At 56.7% G+C, this 13,292-nt stretch carries 13 protein-coding genes; 5 read left to right on the forward strand and 8 right to left on the reverse strand.

Going from position 1 to position 13,292, the window contains the following annotated elements; all coding sequences use genetic code 11:
- The first annotated feature begins 68 nt into the window (after window positions 1-68).
- Both ABD720_RS12020 and ABD720_RS12025 read left to right on the forward strand, forming a co-directional pair.
- Window positions 69-1,247: a tetratricopeptide repeat protein gene (locus tag ABD720_RS12020; protein ID WP_344763527.1), complete on the forward strand. Its 1,179-nt coding sequence runs from the start codon at window positions 69-71 to the stop codon at window positions 1,245-1,247.
- Window positions 1,244-2,368 carry a HupE/UreJ family protein gene (locus ABD720_RS12025; RefSeq protein WP_344763528.1) on the forward strand — a complete coding sequence of 375 codons (1,125 nt, stop codon included), beginning with the start codon at window positions 1,244-1,246 and terminating at the stop codon, window positions 2,366-2,368. Before ABD720_RS12020 ends, ABD720_RS12025 begins: the two co-directional genes overlap by 4 nt.
- Here ABD720_RS12025 and ABD720_RS12030 read toward each other — a convergent pair.
- A complete protein-coding gene (locus tag ABD720_RS12030; RefSeq protein ID WP_344763529.1) occupies window positions 2,365-2,934 on the reverse strand; it encodes a pseudouridine synthase in 570 nt (189 codons plus the stop codon). The two genes, ABD720_RS12025 and ABD720_RS12030, sit on opposite strands and share 4 nt — an antisense overlap.
- A gap of 252 nt (window positions 2,935-3,186) precedes the next feature.
- Here ABD720_RS12030 and icd point away from each other — a divergent pair, with 252 nt between their 5' ends.
- Window positions 3,187-4,440 (forward strand): NADP-dependent isocitrate dehydrogenase, encoded by a 1,254-nt coding sequence (gene icd / locus ABD720_RS12035; RefSeq protein WP_344763530.1) that lies wholly within the window; start codon window positions 3,187-3,189, stop codon window positions 4,438-4,440.
- Between the two features lie 70 nt (window positions 4,441-4,510).
- Here the strand turns inward: icd and ABD720_RS12040 are convergent, their stop codons facing one another.
- The 3 genes from ABD720_RS12040 to cspE all read right to left on the reverse strand — a co-directional run bounded on the left by ABD720_RS12040 (window position 4,511) and on the right by cspE (window position 6,845).
- Window positions 4,511-5,143 carry a response regulator gene (locus ABD720_RS12040; protein WP_344763531.1) on the reverse strand — a complete coding sequence of 211 codons (633 nt, stop codon included), beginning with the start codon at window positions 5,141-5,143 and terminating at the stop codon, window positions 4,511-4,513.
- Between the two features lie 38 nt (window positions 5,144-5,181).
- Window positions 5,182-6,537, reverse strand: a complete 1,356-nt coding sequence (locus ABD720_RS12045; RefSeq protein ID WP_344763533.1) for a cache domain-containing protein — start codon at window positions 6,535-6,537, stop codon at window positions 5,182-5,184.
- Between the two features lie 104 nt (window positions 6,538-6,641).
- The gene (gene cspE / locus ABD720_RS12050; RefSeq protein WP_009665919.1) at window positions 6,642-6,845 is read right to left on the reverse strand and encodes a transcription antiterminator/RNA stability regulator CspE; all 204 of its coding nucleotides are present in this window, start codon (window positions 6,843-6,845) and stop codon (window positions 6,642-6,644) included.
- A gap of 356 nt (window positions 6,846-7,201) precedes the next feature.
- On the opposite strand from cspE, the gene clpS reads away from it, so the two are divergent.
- Together clpS and clpA are read left to right on the forward strand one after the other, a co-directional pair.
- A complete protein-coding gene (clpS, locus tag ABD720_RS12055; RefSeq protein ID WP_344763534.1) occupies window positions 7,202-7,510 on the forward strand; it encodes an ATP-dependent Clp protease adapter ClpS in 309 nt (102 codons plus the stop codon).
- Window positions 7,507-9,810, forward strand: coding sequence for an ATP-dependent Clp protease ATP-binding subunit ClpA (clpA, locus tag ABD720_RS12060; RefSeq protein WP_344763535.1), 2,304 nt, complete (start codon window positions 7,507-7,509; stop codon window positions 9,808-9,810). The genes clpS and clpA overlap by 4 nt, the downstream gene beginning before the upstream one ends.
- A gap of 115 nt (window positions 9,811-9,925) precedes the next feature.
- Here the strand turns inward: clpA and ABD720_RS12065 are convergent, their stop codons facing one another.
- Genes ABD720_RS12065 through lspA form a run of 4 tightly spaced genes read right to left on the reverse strand, consistent with a single transcriptional unit; the run spans window position 9,926 to window position 13,254 of the window.
- The gene (locus ABD720_RS12065; protein WP_344763536.1) at window positions 9,926-11,044 is read right to left on the reverse strand and encodes a M48 family metalloprotease; all 1,119 of its coding nucleotides are present in this window, start codon (window positions 11,042-11,044) and stop codon (window positions 9,926-9,928) included.
- Window positions 11,044-11,493, reverse strand: a complete 450-nt coding sequence (gene dut / locus ABD720_RS12070) for a dUTP diphosphatase (RefSeq protein ID WP_344763690.1) — start codon at window positions 11,491-11,493, stop codon at window positions 11,044-11,046. The genes ABD720_RS12065 and dut overlap by 1 nt, the downstream gene beginning before the upstream one ends.
- 12 nt (window positions 11,494-11,505) lie before the next feature.
- On the reverse strand, window positions 11,506-12,738 hold the full coding sequence (gene coaBC, locus ABD720_RS12075; protein WP_344763537.1) for a bifunctional phosphopantothenoylcysteine decarboxylase/phosphopantothenate--cysteine ligase CoaBC: 1,233 nt from the start codon (window positions 12,736-12,738) through the stop codon (window positions 11,506-11,508).
- 15 nt (window positions 12,739-12,753) lie between these two features.
- Window positions 12,754-13,254, reverse strand: coding sequence for a signal peptidase II (gene lspA / locus ABD720_RS12080; RefSeq protein ID WP_344763538.1), 501 nt, complete (start codon window positions 13,252-13,254; stop codon window positions 12,754-12,756).
- Between the last annotated feature and the right edge of the window lie 38 nt (window positions 13,255-13,292).

The following is a 13,292-nucleotide window of genomic DNA, read 5'->3' on the forward strand; positions in this document are numbered from 1 at the left end:
AGTCTGGCAGTCACGCTATCATGCGGAGCGTTTTGTTCGTTATCCCGACACACTCCATGGAAACCGCGATGCCACTGGGTCTTTTACTGTTTCTTGCCTGCCTGTCCGTGTTCGCTCAAGCGCACGCTGCGCCACGAATTCCTGCTGCCGACAACGTGGTTCTGGAGCGTTTGCCGTTTCGTCCGAACGACCCGATTGCACGCGAAATGTCTGAGCTGCGCACGACGCTGCGGAAAAATCCCCGCGACCAGGATGCCGCCCTGAAACTGGCGCAACGCTATTACGGACTCGTTGCGGAGGAAGGCGACCCGCGCTATATCGGCTACGCGCAGGCGGCACTGGCGCCATGGTGGACGATGGCCGAACCACCGGTCGAGATCCAGGTCATGCGCGCAAGTCTGGCCCAGTTCAATCACAATTTCAGCGGTGCGGTCAGCGACCTGAACAACATCATTGCCCGTTATCCGCAGCACGCTCAGGCCCGCGCGCTGCGTGCCACCATCCACATGGTGCAGGCGCGCTACCCGGAAGCCCGCATTGATTGCCAGGCGCTGCGCGGCCTGACAGATGACGTGATAGCAACGGGTTGCTCCGCGATGGTTGACGGTCTTACGGGAAAGGCGCAGGCAGCCTATGACACACTGCTGGCAGAATTTTCGCGGCATCCCGAGGCACGTCCCGATGAGCAGCTGTGGGTATTGCTGCGTCTTGCCGAAATTTCCCAGCGCATCGGACATGTCGAGATCGCGGAGAAGCACTTCAAACAAGCGCTGGCGTTGAACATCTCCGACACGTTCATGCTTGCGGCGTACGCTGATTTATTACTTGACCAGCATCGTCCGGCGGAAGTGGTTGCGCTATTAAAAGACCGTACGCGTTCGGATGTACTGTTGTTGCGACTGGTATTTGCCGAGCGGACGTTGAAGCTTTCTGCGGCCGGCGCCCGGGAAGCAACCCTGGCTGCGCGATACGCGGCAGCGCAATTGCGGGGCGACACCGTGCATCAGCAAGAAGAGGCGCGTTTTGCACTCGCTGTCGAAGGCAACCCCGGCAAGGCGCTTGGCCTCGCCCTGGAAAACTGGAAGGTGCAGCTTGAACCGCGCGATGCACGCATTGTGCTGGAGGCAGCACTGGCGGCTGGCAAACCTGCTGCGGCGCAACCTGTGCTGGATTGGCTGTCCGCCAGCGGGAATGAAGACCGTACCTTGCGCACACTGGCGCAACAAATCAAAGGGGCGGCGCAATGAACCGCCTTCTTTTGCTCGTGGTCCTGTTTTTTCATGCGCTTTCGGCCCAGGCGCATAAACCCAGTGACAGCTATCTGAATTTTTCTGTCGATGGAAAAATCATCTCTGGCCAATGGGACATCGCACTGCGCGACCTCGACTTTGCGATCGGACTCGACACGAATGGCGATGCCCAGATTACCTGGGGAGAAGTGAAGGCTAAACAGCGCGAGATCGACGCCTACGCGATGGCGCGCCTGCAGCTGCAATCCGATGGCCTGGTGTGCCCGACGCGCGTATCCGATCATCTGATCGATGACCATACCGACGGTGCCTATGTGGTGTTGCGTTTCGAATCCGTATGCGCGCAACCGGTCACGACTCTGCAAACGCGCTACGGCTTGTTTTTCGATATCGATCCGCAGCACAAGGGACTTCTGCAGTTGCAGTACCAGGGCGTCTCCAGCACTGCGATCTTCAGCCCCGAGAAAGCCACCCAGCAATTTTCACTAACACGTCCAAGCCGTATCGGGCAATTTCTCGACTATGCGCGCGAAGGTGTCTGGCATATCTGGATAGGCTACGACCACATCCTGTTTCTGCTGGCGTTGCTGTTGCCGGCGGTCGTCATCCGCCAGCGCAAAACATGGCAGGCCGTGGATGCCTTCAAACCGGCGTTCTGGTCGGTCCTGAAAATCGTCACCGCATTTACGCTCGCGCATTCGATCACGCTGACCCTTGCGACATTGGGTGTCATCAGCCTGCCGTCGCGCTGGGTCGAGTCGACTATTGCGGCCTCGGTCGTGATCGCTGCGCTGAACAATATCTACCCGCTGTTTCGCGAGCGGCGCTGGATGATGGCTTTTTTATTCGGATTGATACACGGCTTCGGTTTTGCCAGCGTGCTGAGTGATCTGGGACTGCCACAAAGTGCGCTGGTGCTGGCGCTGGTCGGCTTCAATGTCGGTGTCGAGACGGGGCAGCTGGCGATCGTGGCAGCGTTCCTGCCCGTGGCCTTTTATTTGCGGCACACCCTGCTGTACCGCAAGGTCATCCTGCTCGGTGGCTCCATGCTGATTGCCTTGCTGGCCGCCGGCTGGCTGGTCGAACGTGCTTTCGACATGAAATTCCTGCCGTTTTAACGTCGGCCGACCAATAGGTCGGCGGCGTCTACCAGGCGGGACTCGCCCGGTAACAGCGGGTGGCTTTCCAGCGAATACGGGCCGATGGCAACCCGCACCAGGCGCAGCGTTGGCAGCCCGACGGCTGCCGTCATGCGCCGCACCTGGCGATTTTTTCCTTCGGTGATGGTGATTGCCAGCCAGCGGGTTGGTGCCGCAGCGCGCTGCCGGATGGGCGGATCGCGCGGCCACAACCAGTCGGGAGCACCGACTTCCATTGCCTTGCAAGGCTGTGTCCTGAAATCACCCAGATCGACGCCAGCTCGCAATGCGTTCAGCGCAGTCTCATCAGGGACTCCCTCTATCTGCACCAGATACGTTTTTGGTTGCTTGTGCGTCGGGTGACTGATGTCGTGCTGCAGTTTTCCATTGTCAGTCAGTAGCATCAGGCCTTCGCTATCCGCATCGAGTCGACCTGCCGGGTAGATGTCCGGAATACGGAGATGATCGGCCAGCGTGGCACGCCCTGCCTGCGGAGAAAACTGGCACAGAACCAGATATGGTTTATTGAAAAGGATGAGTGCCATACGAGAATTTTTCGGTGATCGGGTTGACTGATTCAGCCTATTTTAAGCTCCCCGCCCCGCCTGTTTGGCGTGACGACAAGATTGCCTGTGTCGCAAACCGGTGGCATCCAGTAAAATACGGTGGCATAATACGAAACGTTGTCTTATGTCTTATATAAGACTTGAAGTGCCGACTTGAAGTGTAGAATTGAAGCGTCAACCAGCTGTCCTGCCTAAATGGTTTGGTCTTTTCGCCCCGTACCGGAGACATCGATGTATCAACATATCAAAGTGCCTGCAGAAGGCAAAAAAATTACGGTCAATGCCGATTTTTCGTTGAATGTACCTAATAACCCTATCGTGCCTTACATTGAAGGCGACGGTACCGGTATCGACATCAGCCCCGTCATGATCAAGGTCATCGACGCTGCCGTCGCCAAAGCCTATGGCGGCGAGCGCAAGATCAGCTGGATGGAAATTTTCGCTGGCGAGAAATCGACCAACGTATATGGCCCGGATGTCTGGCTGCCAGAAGAAACACTGCATGCCCTGAAAGAATACGTTGTCTCGATCAAGGGTCCGTTGACGACGCCGGTTGGCGGCGGCATTCGTTCGCTGAACGTGGCGCTGCGCCAGCAACTCGACCTGTATGTCTGCCTGCGTCCTGTGCGTTACTTCACCGGTGTGCCGTCGCCAGTACGGGAGCCTGAGAAGACCGACATGGTGATTTTCCGTGAAAATTCGGAAGACATCTACGCTGGTATCGAATGGCAAGAGGGTAGCGAAGGCGCCAAAAAACTGATCGCTTTCCTGATCAAGGAAATGGGCGTCACCAAGATTCGCTTCCCGGAAACGTCCGGTATCGGCATCAAGCCGGTCTCGCGTGAAGGTACCGAGCGCCTGGTGCGCAAGGCGATCCAGTACGCGATCGACAATGACAAGCCATCGGTGACGATTGTCCACAAGGGCAACATCATGAAGTACACCGAAGGCGGCTTCCGTGACTGGGCCTATGCCCTGGCACAAAAAGAATTCGGCGCCGAGCTGATCGACGGTGGTCCATGGTGCAAGTTCAAGAATCCAAAGACCGGTCGCGACATCATGGTCAAGGATTCGATTGCCGATGCCTTCCTGCAGCAGATCCTGTTGCGCCCAGCCGAGTACAGCGTTATTGCGACACTGAACCTGAATGGCGATTACATTTCGGACGCATTGGCCGCACAAGTTGGCGGTATCGGTATTGCACCGGGCGCCAACCTGTCGGACTCGATTGCGATGTTCGAAGCAACTCACGGTACTGCACCGAAGTACGCAGGCAAGGACTATGTGAACCCGGGTTCACTGATTCTGTCGGCTGAAATGATGCTGCGCCACATGGGCTGGCTCGAAGCCGCAGACCTGCTGATCAGCTCCATGCAAAAGTCCATCGCGTCGAAGAAAGTGACTTACGACTTCGCTCGCCTGATGGAAGGCGCAACTCAGGTGTCGTGCTCGGGTTTTGGCGATGTCATGATCGAGAATATGTAATTGTTTTCACGGCGCCGCCACAGCGCGCGACAGTTGCAAAAAAGCCAGTCATTTCCATGACTGGCTTTTTTTATACCTTCATCGGAGTTCGCTCCAGGGCGAACCGAATCAGGTCCGCCTGGCCTTCGATGCCGAGTTTGCGTTTGATGTTGAGGCGGTGGGTTTCCACAGTGCGTACGCTCAAGTCCAGGCTGCGCGCAATGTGTTTGTTGGATTTTCCGGTCGCTATGAATTGCAGCACTTCATTTTCACGTGGTGTCAGTAACGATGTCGACGTGGTGGCCGATGACAGCTGGCTTCGTATGCCTTCGCTGTAATAGATTCCACCGGCAATCACCGTATCGATTGCCGTGATGATGTCGATGGCGGGCGCGTCTTTCAGGACATAGCCACTGGCGCCAGCCTGGATCGCCTGCGTCACGTACTCCGCCTTGTCGTGCATGCTCAGCATCAGTACGGCGATGGCCGGATGCAGTGCATGCACTCGCGCCGTCAGTTCAATGCCATTCATGCCACTGAGATTGATATCCATCAGGATAAGGTCGATGACGCTATGGGCCGCATGGCGCAATGCATCGTCTGCATTGGATGCTTCGGCCACGATCTCGAAGTGGGCAATCGATTCAAGCCGGGCGCGCAAGCCATCTCGCACCAGCGGATGGTCGTCGACCAGCATGATATGGACAGTAGGTAATGTAATCATTGTCACGTCACGTTATTGCGAAGTTAAGACCGATCGGTTCAGCCGTTGGGCAGCGTAGCAATCAATTGGGTGCCATCTGCGGAAGAGGTCAGTTGCAACGTACCACCAACAGCTTCGGCGCGTTCGACCATGTTGCGCAGGCCGATACCACGTTTGGGATTATCGGCGATCAGCGCCATGTTGAAGCCGCGACCGTTATCCGAAATGATCAGGCGCACAGTCGCAGCATCGCCGCTCAGCGTCAAGTGCACGCTGGACGCCGCCGCATGCCGCTTGATGTTGGTGAGTGCTTCCTGAGCGATGCGGAACAACACAGTCTTGCGTACTTCCGACAGGTTGTCCGTGTTGCCGGTGATAGCCAGGTCGACTTCGGACAAGGCATGTTCGGTGAATTCACGGGTCAGGTGCTCGAGAGCCGCGCCCAGTCCCAGATCGTCGAGCAACGCGGGTCGCAAGTCATGAGAAATGCGCCGGACTTCTCCCAGTACGTCATTGAGCTGGGTTGCTGCCCGGTCAAACGAGAGCCGTGCCGAATTGGCTTGTGCAGCCGGTCCGGCCAGCTTGGCAATTCCGGATTCGACTTGCAGTTTGATGGAAACCAGCAACTGGCTAATGCCATCATGCAGATCGCGTGACAGTCTTGCCCGTTCGTCTTCCTGCGAGTGCACGACGCGCTGGGCCAGCACCTTGAGTTTGGCATCGGCGACTCGATGCTCGCTAAAATTCAGGGCCAGCCCGAACAAGGCAAGCGCCAGTACGCTGGTAATCGCAATCCCGGAAATCCACAACATGGTGTTCTGGATATTGCGCGAAATCTGCGCATCGATTTTGTTCACCACATCGTCGACATCGTCCAGATAGATGCCGGTGCCAAGTACCCAGCCCCAACGTGGCAGGCTGATGACGTAACCCAGCTTGGGGACGACTTTATTCGTGGACGGTTTTACCCATAGATAACGTTCCAGGCCACCGCCGCTCTGGGCACGTGCAATCAGCCGCTGGATAGTTGGATTGTTCTGGTTGTCTCTGAGCTCCCACAAATTGCGACCAATTAAATCCGGCTGACGTGGATGGACCAGATTGACTCCATGCATGTCATAGACAAAGAAGTAGCCGTCATCTCCATAGTCGAGCTCGGACAGAATCCTTTTTGCCTCGTTCAGCGCTGCTGTGTCCTGCCGTCCCGAGTCATAAATAACCTTGATCGAGCGTGTCGCCAGCGTGACGTAATGGCGTAGCTCTGCTTCCTTGCTGGTCAGGTAGGCAGTCTCTACTGAGTTGCGTTGCTGTTGGGTGAGGAGGGCGGCCTGATGCTGTACTGCCAACGCAATTGCACAGAGCGCGACAATGAGCGGAGTCACTGCAAGTAGGATTATTTTTTGCCTGAGATTCATGGAGCTACCAATAGCCGTAGTAATGGCAATCAACAAAATGATGGAATGCCGACCATAAAAAAACCCCGCACTGCGGGGTTTCTACTGAGCGCCTGATTCGGGAATCAGGGCGCTTGAATGTTTGAAGCTTGCTTGCCTTTGGGGCCCTGCGTGACTTCGAACTGTACTTTTTGACCTTCTTTCAATGTCTTGAAGCCATTCATCTGGATAGCGGAAAAATGCGCGAATAAATCTTCGCCACCGTCGTCCGGAGTAATGAATCCGAAACCCTTGGAGTCGTTAAACCACTTGACTGTACCTGTTGCCATAAAAGCGTCTCTCAAATTTGCTTGATCACACGAGCCGTAAAAGCAAGAAGCCTTGCATAACGCTGCTCCCTCTTCCTTCTTTACACTTGCTCACTTCGTCTTGACAGGTGCACTAATAGTTACCCGTAACGACGATTCATTGTTCTCGTAAAAAAAGAGGAAGTCAAGATTTTGTGCATCATGCTTGCGTCGTTGTCGAAAATGATGTCCAGTTGCGAGAATAAAACACACTTGAATTTTTAACGAGGGACGCCACCTGCGTCCTACGTCGAAAGCGCGTAATATCAAGTCGGAAGAAGAGCAACCCAGTCTCCTCCCCGCGACACAACATCAGTTGAAGGAGTCAGAGCAGGCGCATGGCAACCAAGCATGAAAACGGCACAGTACTCGTCCGGCAAGCGCAGAAAATCAAGCCGCCGCCGATGTACCAGGTGTATTTGCTGAACGATGACTACACCCCGATGGAGTTTGTAGTTGCCATCATTCAGGAATACTTCAACAAGGATCGCGAGAACGCCACACAGATCATGCTGATGGTGCACCGCGATGGTAAAGGGATGTGCGGCGTATATCCCAAGGATATTGCGTCCACTAAAGTCGAATACGTTTTAACCCATGCAAGAAAGGCAGGGCACCCCCTGCAATGCGTGATGGAGGAAGCATGATTGCTCAGGAACTCGAAGTTAGTTTGCATATGGCGTTTGTCGAAGCTCGGCAGGCACGTCACGAATTTATTACCGTAGAGCACTTGCTACTGGCTCTGGTGGACAATCCATCAGCGGCAGAGGTGTTGCGCGCTTGCGCTGTCAATATTGAGGATCTGCGGAAAACGCTGACCAATTTCATTGCGGACAATACGCCGACCGTTCCCGGTGCCAGTGAGGTGGATACCCAGCCAACGCTGGGGTTCCAGCGCGTGATTCAGCGCGCCATCATGCATGTACAGTCCGCCTCGAATGGCAAGAAGGAAGTGACTGGTGCCAACGTGCTGGTAGCGATCTTTGGCGAGAAGGACTCGCACGCGGTGTACTACCTGCATCAGCAGGGCGTAACCCGCCTCGATGTGGTGAATTTCATTTCGCATGGCGTGCGCAAGGATCAGCAGGCCGAACCGCAGAAGGCGCCTGAAAGTGGCGAAGAAGCACCGTCAGAAGGTCAGCAAAAAGAGAGTCCGCTCGACCAGTTCACGCAAAATCTGAACAAGCTTGCCCTCGAAGGCAAGATCGATCCGTTGATCGGTCGCGAGTCCGAACTGGAGCGCGTGGTGCAAACGCTATGCCGCCGCCGCAAGAACAACCCGTTGCTGGTCGGCGAAGCCGGTGTCGGCAAGACGGCGATCGCCGAGGGCCTGGCATGGCGCATTACGCAGAAGGAAGTCCCTGAAATCCTGCAGGATGCGGTCGTGTATTCGCTCGACATGGGCGCACTGCTGGCCGGTACCAAATACCGCGGCGATTTCGAGCAGCGTCTGAAGGCGGTCCTCAAGCAATTGAAAGACAGCCCGAATGGCATCCTGTTCATCGACGAGATTCACACCATCATCGGCGCTGGCGCAGCATCGGGCGGAACGCTCGATGCGTCGAACCTGCTCAAGCCAGCGTTGTCGAGTGGTCAGCTCAAGTGCATCGGTGCGACCACCTATACCGAATATCGTGGTGTGTTCGAGAAGGACCACGCGCTGTCACGTCGCTTCCAGAAAGTCGATGTCAACGAGCCGACGGTTGAGCAAACCATTCAGATTCTGCGTGGTCTGAAGTCCCGCTTCGAAGAACACCACGGCATCAAGTACTCTGCATCCGCACTGACCACGGCGGCCGAACTGGCAGCACGCTTCATCAATGACCGTCATTTGCCCGACAAGGCGATCGACGTGATCGACGAAGCCGGTGCGGCGCAGCGTATCTTGCCGAAGTCGAAGCAGAAAAAGACCATCGGCAAGGCCGAGATCGAAGACATCATCGCCAAGATCGCACGCATCCCGCCGCAATCGGTCAATCAGGATGATCGCAGCAAACTGCAGACGATCGAACGTGACCTGAAGAACGTCGTGTTTGGCCAGGAGCCTGCCATCGAAGCCCTGTCATCGGCGATCAAGATGGCGCGTGCCGGGCTGGGCAAGACCGACAAGCCTATCGGATCATTCCTGTTCTCCGGTCCGACCGGTGTGGGCAAGACCGAAGTTGCGAAGCAGTTGGCCTTCATCCTGGGCATCGAGCTGATCCGTTTCGACATGTCGGAATACATGGAGCGTCACGCCGTCAGTCGCCTGATTGGTGCGCCACCGGGTTATGTCGGGTTTGACCAGGGTGGTTTGCTGACCGAAGCGATTACCAAAAAGCCGCATGCTGTCCTGCTGCTCGATGAAATCGAAAAAGCCCATCCGGATATTTTTAATATCCTGTTGCAGGTGATGGACCACGGCACGCTGACCGACAACAACGGGCGGAAAGCAGACTTCCGCAACGTGATCATCATCATGACCACGAATGCCGGTGCCGAGAGCCTGCAAAAACGGTCGATCGGATTTACCGAGAAAAAAGAAGCCGGCGACGAGATGGAAGACATCAAGCGCATGTTCACTCCCGAGTTCCGTAACCGGATCGATTCGATCATCAGTTTCGGTGCGCTCAATGAGGAGATCATCCTGCGTGTGGTCGATAAATTCCTGATGCAGCTGGAAGAGCAACTGCACGAGAAAAAAGTCGATGCGATCTTTACCGAAGACTTGCGCAAGTTCCTTGGCAAGAAAGGGTTCGATCCACTGATGGGCGCGCGTCCAATGGCGCGCCTGATCCAGGACATGATCCGCAAGGCGCTGGCCGACGAGCTGTTGTTCGGCAAGCTGGTCAGTGGTGGCAAGGTGACAGTCGGTCTCGATGAGAAAGACCTGATCAAGCTGGACTTCTCGGATGGTGACAGCACGCCGCCTCCGGTTGCCCCGCAAGAAACACTGGAAGTCGAGTAACTTCGAGCAACGGCGTCCTGAACAAAAAAGCCCGGATCGTAAGAGCGATCCGGGCTTTTTTATGTCTGCTTTGCTTTGATGTGAGTCCTGTCAGCCCTTTCAGGCCGGGCAATCACTACGGAAGCAAGGTCTTTTGCGCGGACTGTTTGGCGCGAATATCCATCTTCGCCTTGTCGATGGCGGCAATCCTGAACTCGGTCGACGGGTGCAATGCAGTGTAGCCATTGGTGATGGAGGCCGGATACTGGCTAGCCAGTCCCTGCCAGAATACCGATGACCGTTCGATCGCGTAGCCAGCCCGTGCGGCCATGTACAGGCCGATGGTGTCCGCCGCGGCATCCATTTCCTGGCTGTAGGGCTTGATGCCAGCGGTGCCGGTGATCATGTTCAGGTCAGGCTTGATACGGATCAGATTGTCGATCACGCCGGCGATCGTTGCACTATTGCGCAACCGCACGGGATGTCGCAATGCATTGTGGGCCAGTTCGCGGGCCAGTACATAGGACAGATCCTGATCGGATGTTGCGTAGCGCATCATGCCGCGCGTGACCAGAACCCGGTGGCCGTCAGAATAGGCATTGACCGCATCGGAATTGCCGAGCTCGACCCGAAACGCGCAGGCAGTCGTCAATGGCACATCAAGTACCACGGTATTGCCTTTGCGCTGGACGGTCAATTTGACATTGGCGCGACCATTCACGAGTGGTGCCAGGATTGCAGCTGCCTGGCGTTCGGCATTGCGGCCTTGAGGCAAGGCCTTGTCATCCACCGCAATCAGACTATCACCACGCGCGACGCCAACCCGCGCCGCGCCGCTGCCTGGCAACACACCAGTCACTTGCAGTCGTTCATCGAGCTTGAACAGTTTTTGTGCGGCTTGCAGGTATTCGTCGGAATACGAGTACTTGGTTTTGGCCGTAAAGCCAAGCAGGCGACGGGCGTTGCCCTTGCACAGCGCAGGATTGTTCACCAGCAGCGGCGCGGCGACACGGTCCAGTCTGTCCTGCAGCGCGACCAGCTGGCGCAGGGCAATTTCTTCGGGCGATTCAACGGGCAAGTCAGGCACCTGCACCGGCGCTGGCGACGATATGGCGCCCGCAAGTTCTTTTTGTTGTTGCGACGACGGTGCAGGGGTGGCACACGCTGCCAGTAATCCCGTAACACCGAGGGCAATCAGGGCTGAACGACAGCGCTGCAAATTCGGTTCAACCACGCCTTGCATTGTTTTCTCCATTAATGTGTTCCGGTACTGCCGAAGCCACCTTCGCCCCGTGTACTGTCGTCAAATTCGTCGACGATATTGAAGCCGACCTGCAGCACTGGCACGATCACCAGTTGCGCAAGTCGTTCCATCGGATTGAGTGTGAATTCGGTCTGCCCGCGATTCCAGGTCGAGACCATGAGTTGGCCCTGGTAATCTGAGTCGATCAAACCCACCAAGTTCCCCAGGACAATGCCGTGCTTATGGCCGAGTCCGCTGCGCGGCAAGATCATGGCGGCATAACCGGGGTCGGCAAGGTGGATGGCCAGACCGGTCGGGACCAGGTGGGTCTCTCCCGGTTTGATCGTCAACGGTGCATCGAGGCAGGCACGCAGATCAAGGCCGGCGCTGCCATGGGTGGCATAGGCCGGCAACTGGTCCTGCATGCGCGGGTCGAGGATCTTGATGTCGATGGTTTTCAGGGTCATGGCTGGTCAAATTGGCTGGGTCAGATGCAAGGCGTGAACCGGATCCATGTGAATCCGTTCACTGATTTCGGTAATTAACTGGCGTGCCAGCAACTGCTTGTGCGCATGCGGAAAATGGACTTCGGTATTCTCGTCAAACAACACCAGTTCATTCTCGTCCTTGCCGAAGGTGGCATGCCCGATATTACCGACCAGCAGAGGAATTCCCTTGCGCTCGCGCTTGGCTTTGCCGTGTTTCAGCAACTCTTCCGACTCGGCGGCAAAGCCGACGCAGTAGGGCCTGCCGGGCAGGGCAGCCACTGCAGCGAGGATGTCCGGGTTGAGTGCAAACTCAAGATGCGGCAACGCTCCGTCGGCGGTTTTTTTTAGTTTCTGTGCGCTGGCATTGGTGACGAGCCAGTCCGCGACGGCGGCGACGGCGATGAAGACATCCTGTCCGCTGGCGTGCAACATCACGGCATCGAACATTTGCCGCGCGGTCTGGACATCGATTCGGTGCACGCCGGTTGGCGTGACAAGTGCCGTCGGCCCGGACACCAGTGTCACGTCGGCACCCGCCTCGCGTGCGGCGCGGGCCAGGGCGTAACCCATCTTGCCGGACGACAGATTGGTAATCCCGCGTACCGGATCGATCGGCTCAAAGGTCGGGCCGGCCGTAATCAGGACTTTTTTACCGCGCAGTGTTTTCGGCTGCAGTGCCGCCACGACTTCTTCCAGCAATTGCGCCGGTTCGAGCATGCGGCCCATGCCGGTTTCGCCGCAGGCCTGGTCACCAATATCCGGTCCCAGTAATACGATGCCGTCGGCAGCCAGTTGCTGCACGTTGCGCCGGGTTGCGGGGTTTTGCCACATTTCGACATTCATGGCGGGAGCGATCAGCAGCGGCAGCCTGGCCGGACGTGCCACGCACAATGTCGACAGCAAATCATCGCAGGCGCCGCGGGCCAGCTTGGACATGAAGTCGGCTGAGCAAGGCGCAATCACGATGGCGTCGGCGTCGCGTGTGAGATCGATATGCGGCATGTTGTTGGCGATGCGCGCGTCCCATTGATCGGTATAGACGGTGCGTCCCGACAGCGCCTGCATCGTTACTGCAGTCATGAATTGCGTTGCCGCCTGGGTCATCACGACTTGCACGGTGGCACCGGCCTTGATCAGTGCGCGCGTCAGTTCGGCAGACTTGTAACAGGCCACGCCGCCGGTCAGCCCCAGTACGATGTGTTTTCCAGCGAGATCCATGCTTGCTCCGTGCGGTTATTTGTTGACGCGTCTAAGCTCATCGAGCACGAACAGGATCGCACCGACACAGATGGTGCTGTCGGCGACATTGAAGGCCGGCCAGTGCCAGCCAGCGACATGGATATCCAGGAAGTCGATGACATAGCCATACAGGATGCGGTCGATCACGTTACCCACCGCGCCACCAAGGATCAACGCGAGAGCCCAGCAGAACAGTCGCTGCCCCGCATTGCGCTTGAGCAGATACACGATGAAGAGCGCCGCAGCCACACCCAGTCCCGTAAAAAAATACCGCTGCCAGCCCGACTCGGTCGCCAGAAAACTGAATGCCGCGCCCTTGTTATGGGCCAGTACCAGATTGAAGAACGACGTCACAGGCAGCGATTCGCCGTATGTGAACAGCTTGGTAATGGTGATCTTGGTCAGCTGATCGATCAGAACAATGAGCGCGGCGATGCCGAGCCATGACCCGAGGCGGGTTTGCGGTGCACTGGAAAAGCGGTTTTTAGTAGCCATGGAGGTCGGTTGTGAAGTGGATGAGAGGGCAATCGGTC

The organism is Actimicrobium antarcticum (genome assembly GCF_039536745.1).
Classification (GTDB): Bacteria; Pseudomonadota; Gammaproteobacteria; order Burkholderiales; family Burkholderiaceae_D; genus Actimicrobium; species Actimicrobium antarcticum.

Excerpts from the sequence above, each read along its gene's own strand:
- ABD720_RS12030 (WP_344763529.1), bottom strand. The coding sequence starts at position 2,934 with ATGGCACTCATCCTTTTCAATAAACCATATCTGGTTCTGTGCCAGTTT.
- ABD720_RS12045 (WP_344763533.1), bottom strand. The coding sequence starts at position 6,537 with ATGAATCTCAGGCAAAAAATAATCCTACTTGCAGTGACTCCGCTCATT.
- ABD720_RS12020 (WP_344763527.1), top strand. The coding sequence starts at position 69 with ATGCCACTGGGTCTTTTACTGTTTCTTGCCTGCCTGTCCGTGTTCGCT.
- clpS (WP_344763534.1), top strand. The coding sequence starts at position 7,202 with ATGGCAACCAAGCATGAAAACGGCACAGTACTCGTCCGGCAAGCGCAG.
- ABD720_RS12065 (WP_344763536.1), bottom strand. The coding sequence starts at position 11,044 with ATGGAGAAAACAATGCAAGGCGTGGTTGAACCGAATTTGCAGCGCTGT.
- ABD720_RS12040 (WP_344763531.1), bottom strand. The coding sequence starts at position 5,143 with ATGATTACATTACCTACTGTCCATATCATGCTGGTCGACGACCATCCG.
- ABD720_RS12025 (WP_344763528.1), top strand. The coding sequence starts at position 1,244 with ATGAACCGCCTTCTTTTGCTCGTGGTCCTGTTTTTTCATGCGCTTTCG.
- cspE (WP_009665919.1), bottom strand. The coding sequence starts at position 6,845 with ATGGCAACAGGTACAGTCAAGTGGTTTAACGACTCCAAGGGTTTCGGA.
- clpA (WP_344763535.1), top strand. The coding sequence starts at position 7,507 with ATGATTGCTCAGGAACTCGAAGTTAGTTTGCATATGGCGTTTGTCGAA.
- coaBC (WP_344763537.1), bottom strand. The coding sequence starts at position 12,738 with ATGGATCTCGCTGGAAAACACATCGTACTGGGGCTGACCGGCGGCGTG.
- lspA (WP_344763538.1), bottom strand. The coding sequence starts at position 13,254 with ATGGCTACTAAAAACCGCTTTTCCAGTGCACCGCAAACCCGCCTCGGG.
- icd (WP_344763530.1), top strand. The coding sequence starts at position 3,187 with ATGTATCAACATATCAAAGTGCCTGCAGAAGGCAAAAAAATTACGGTC.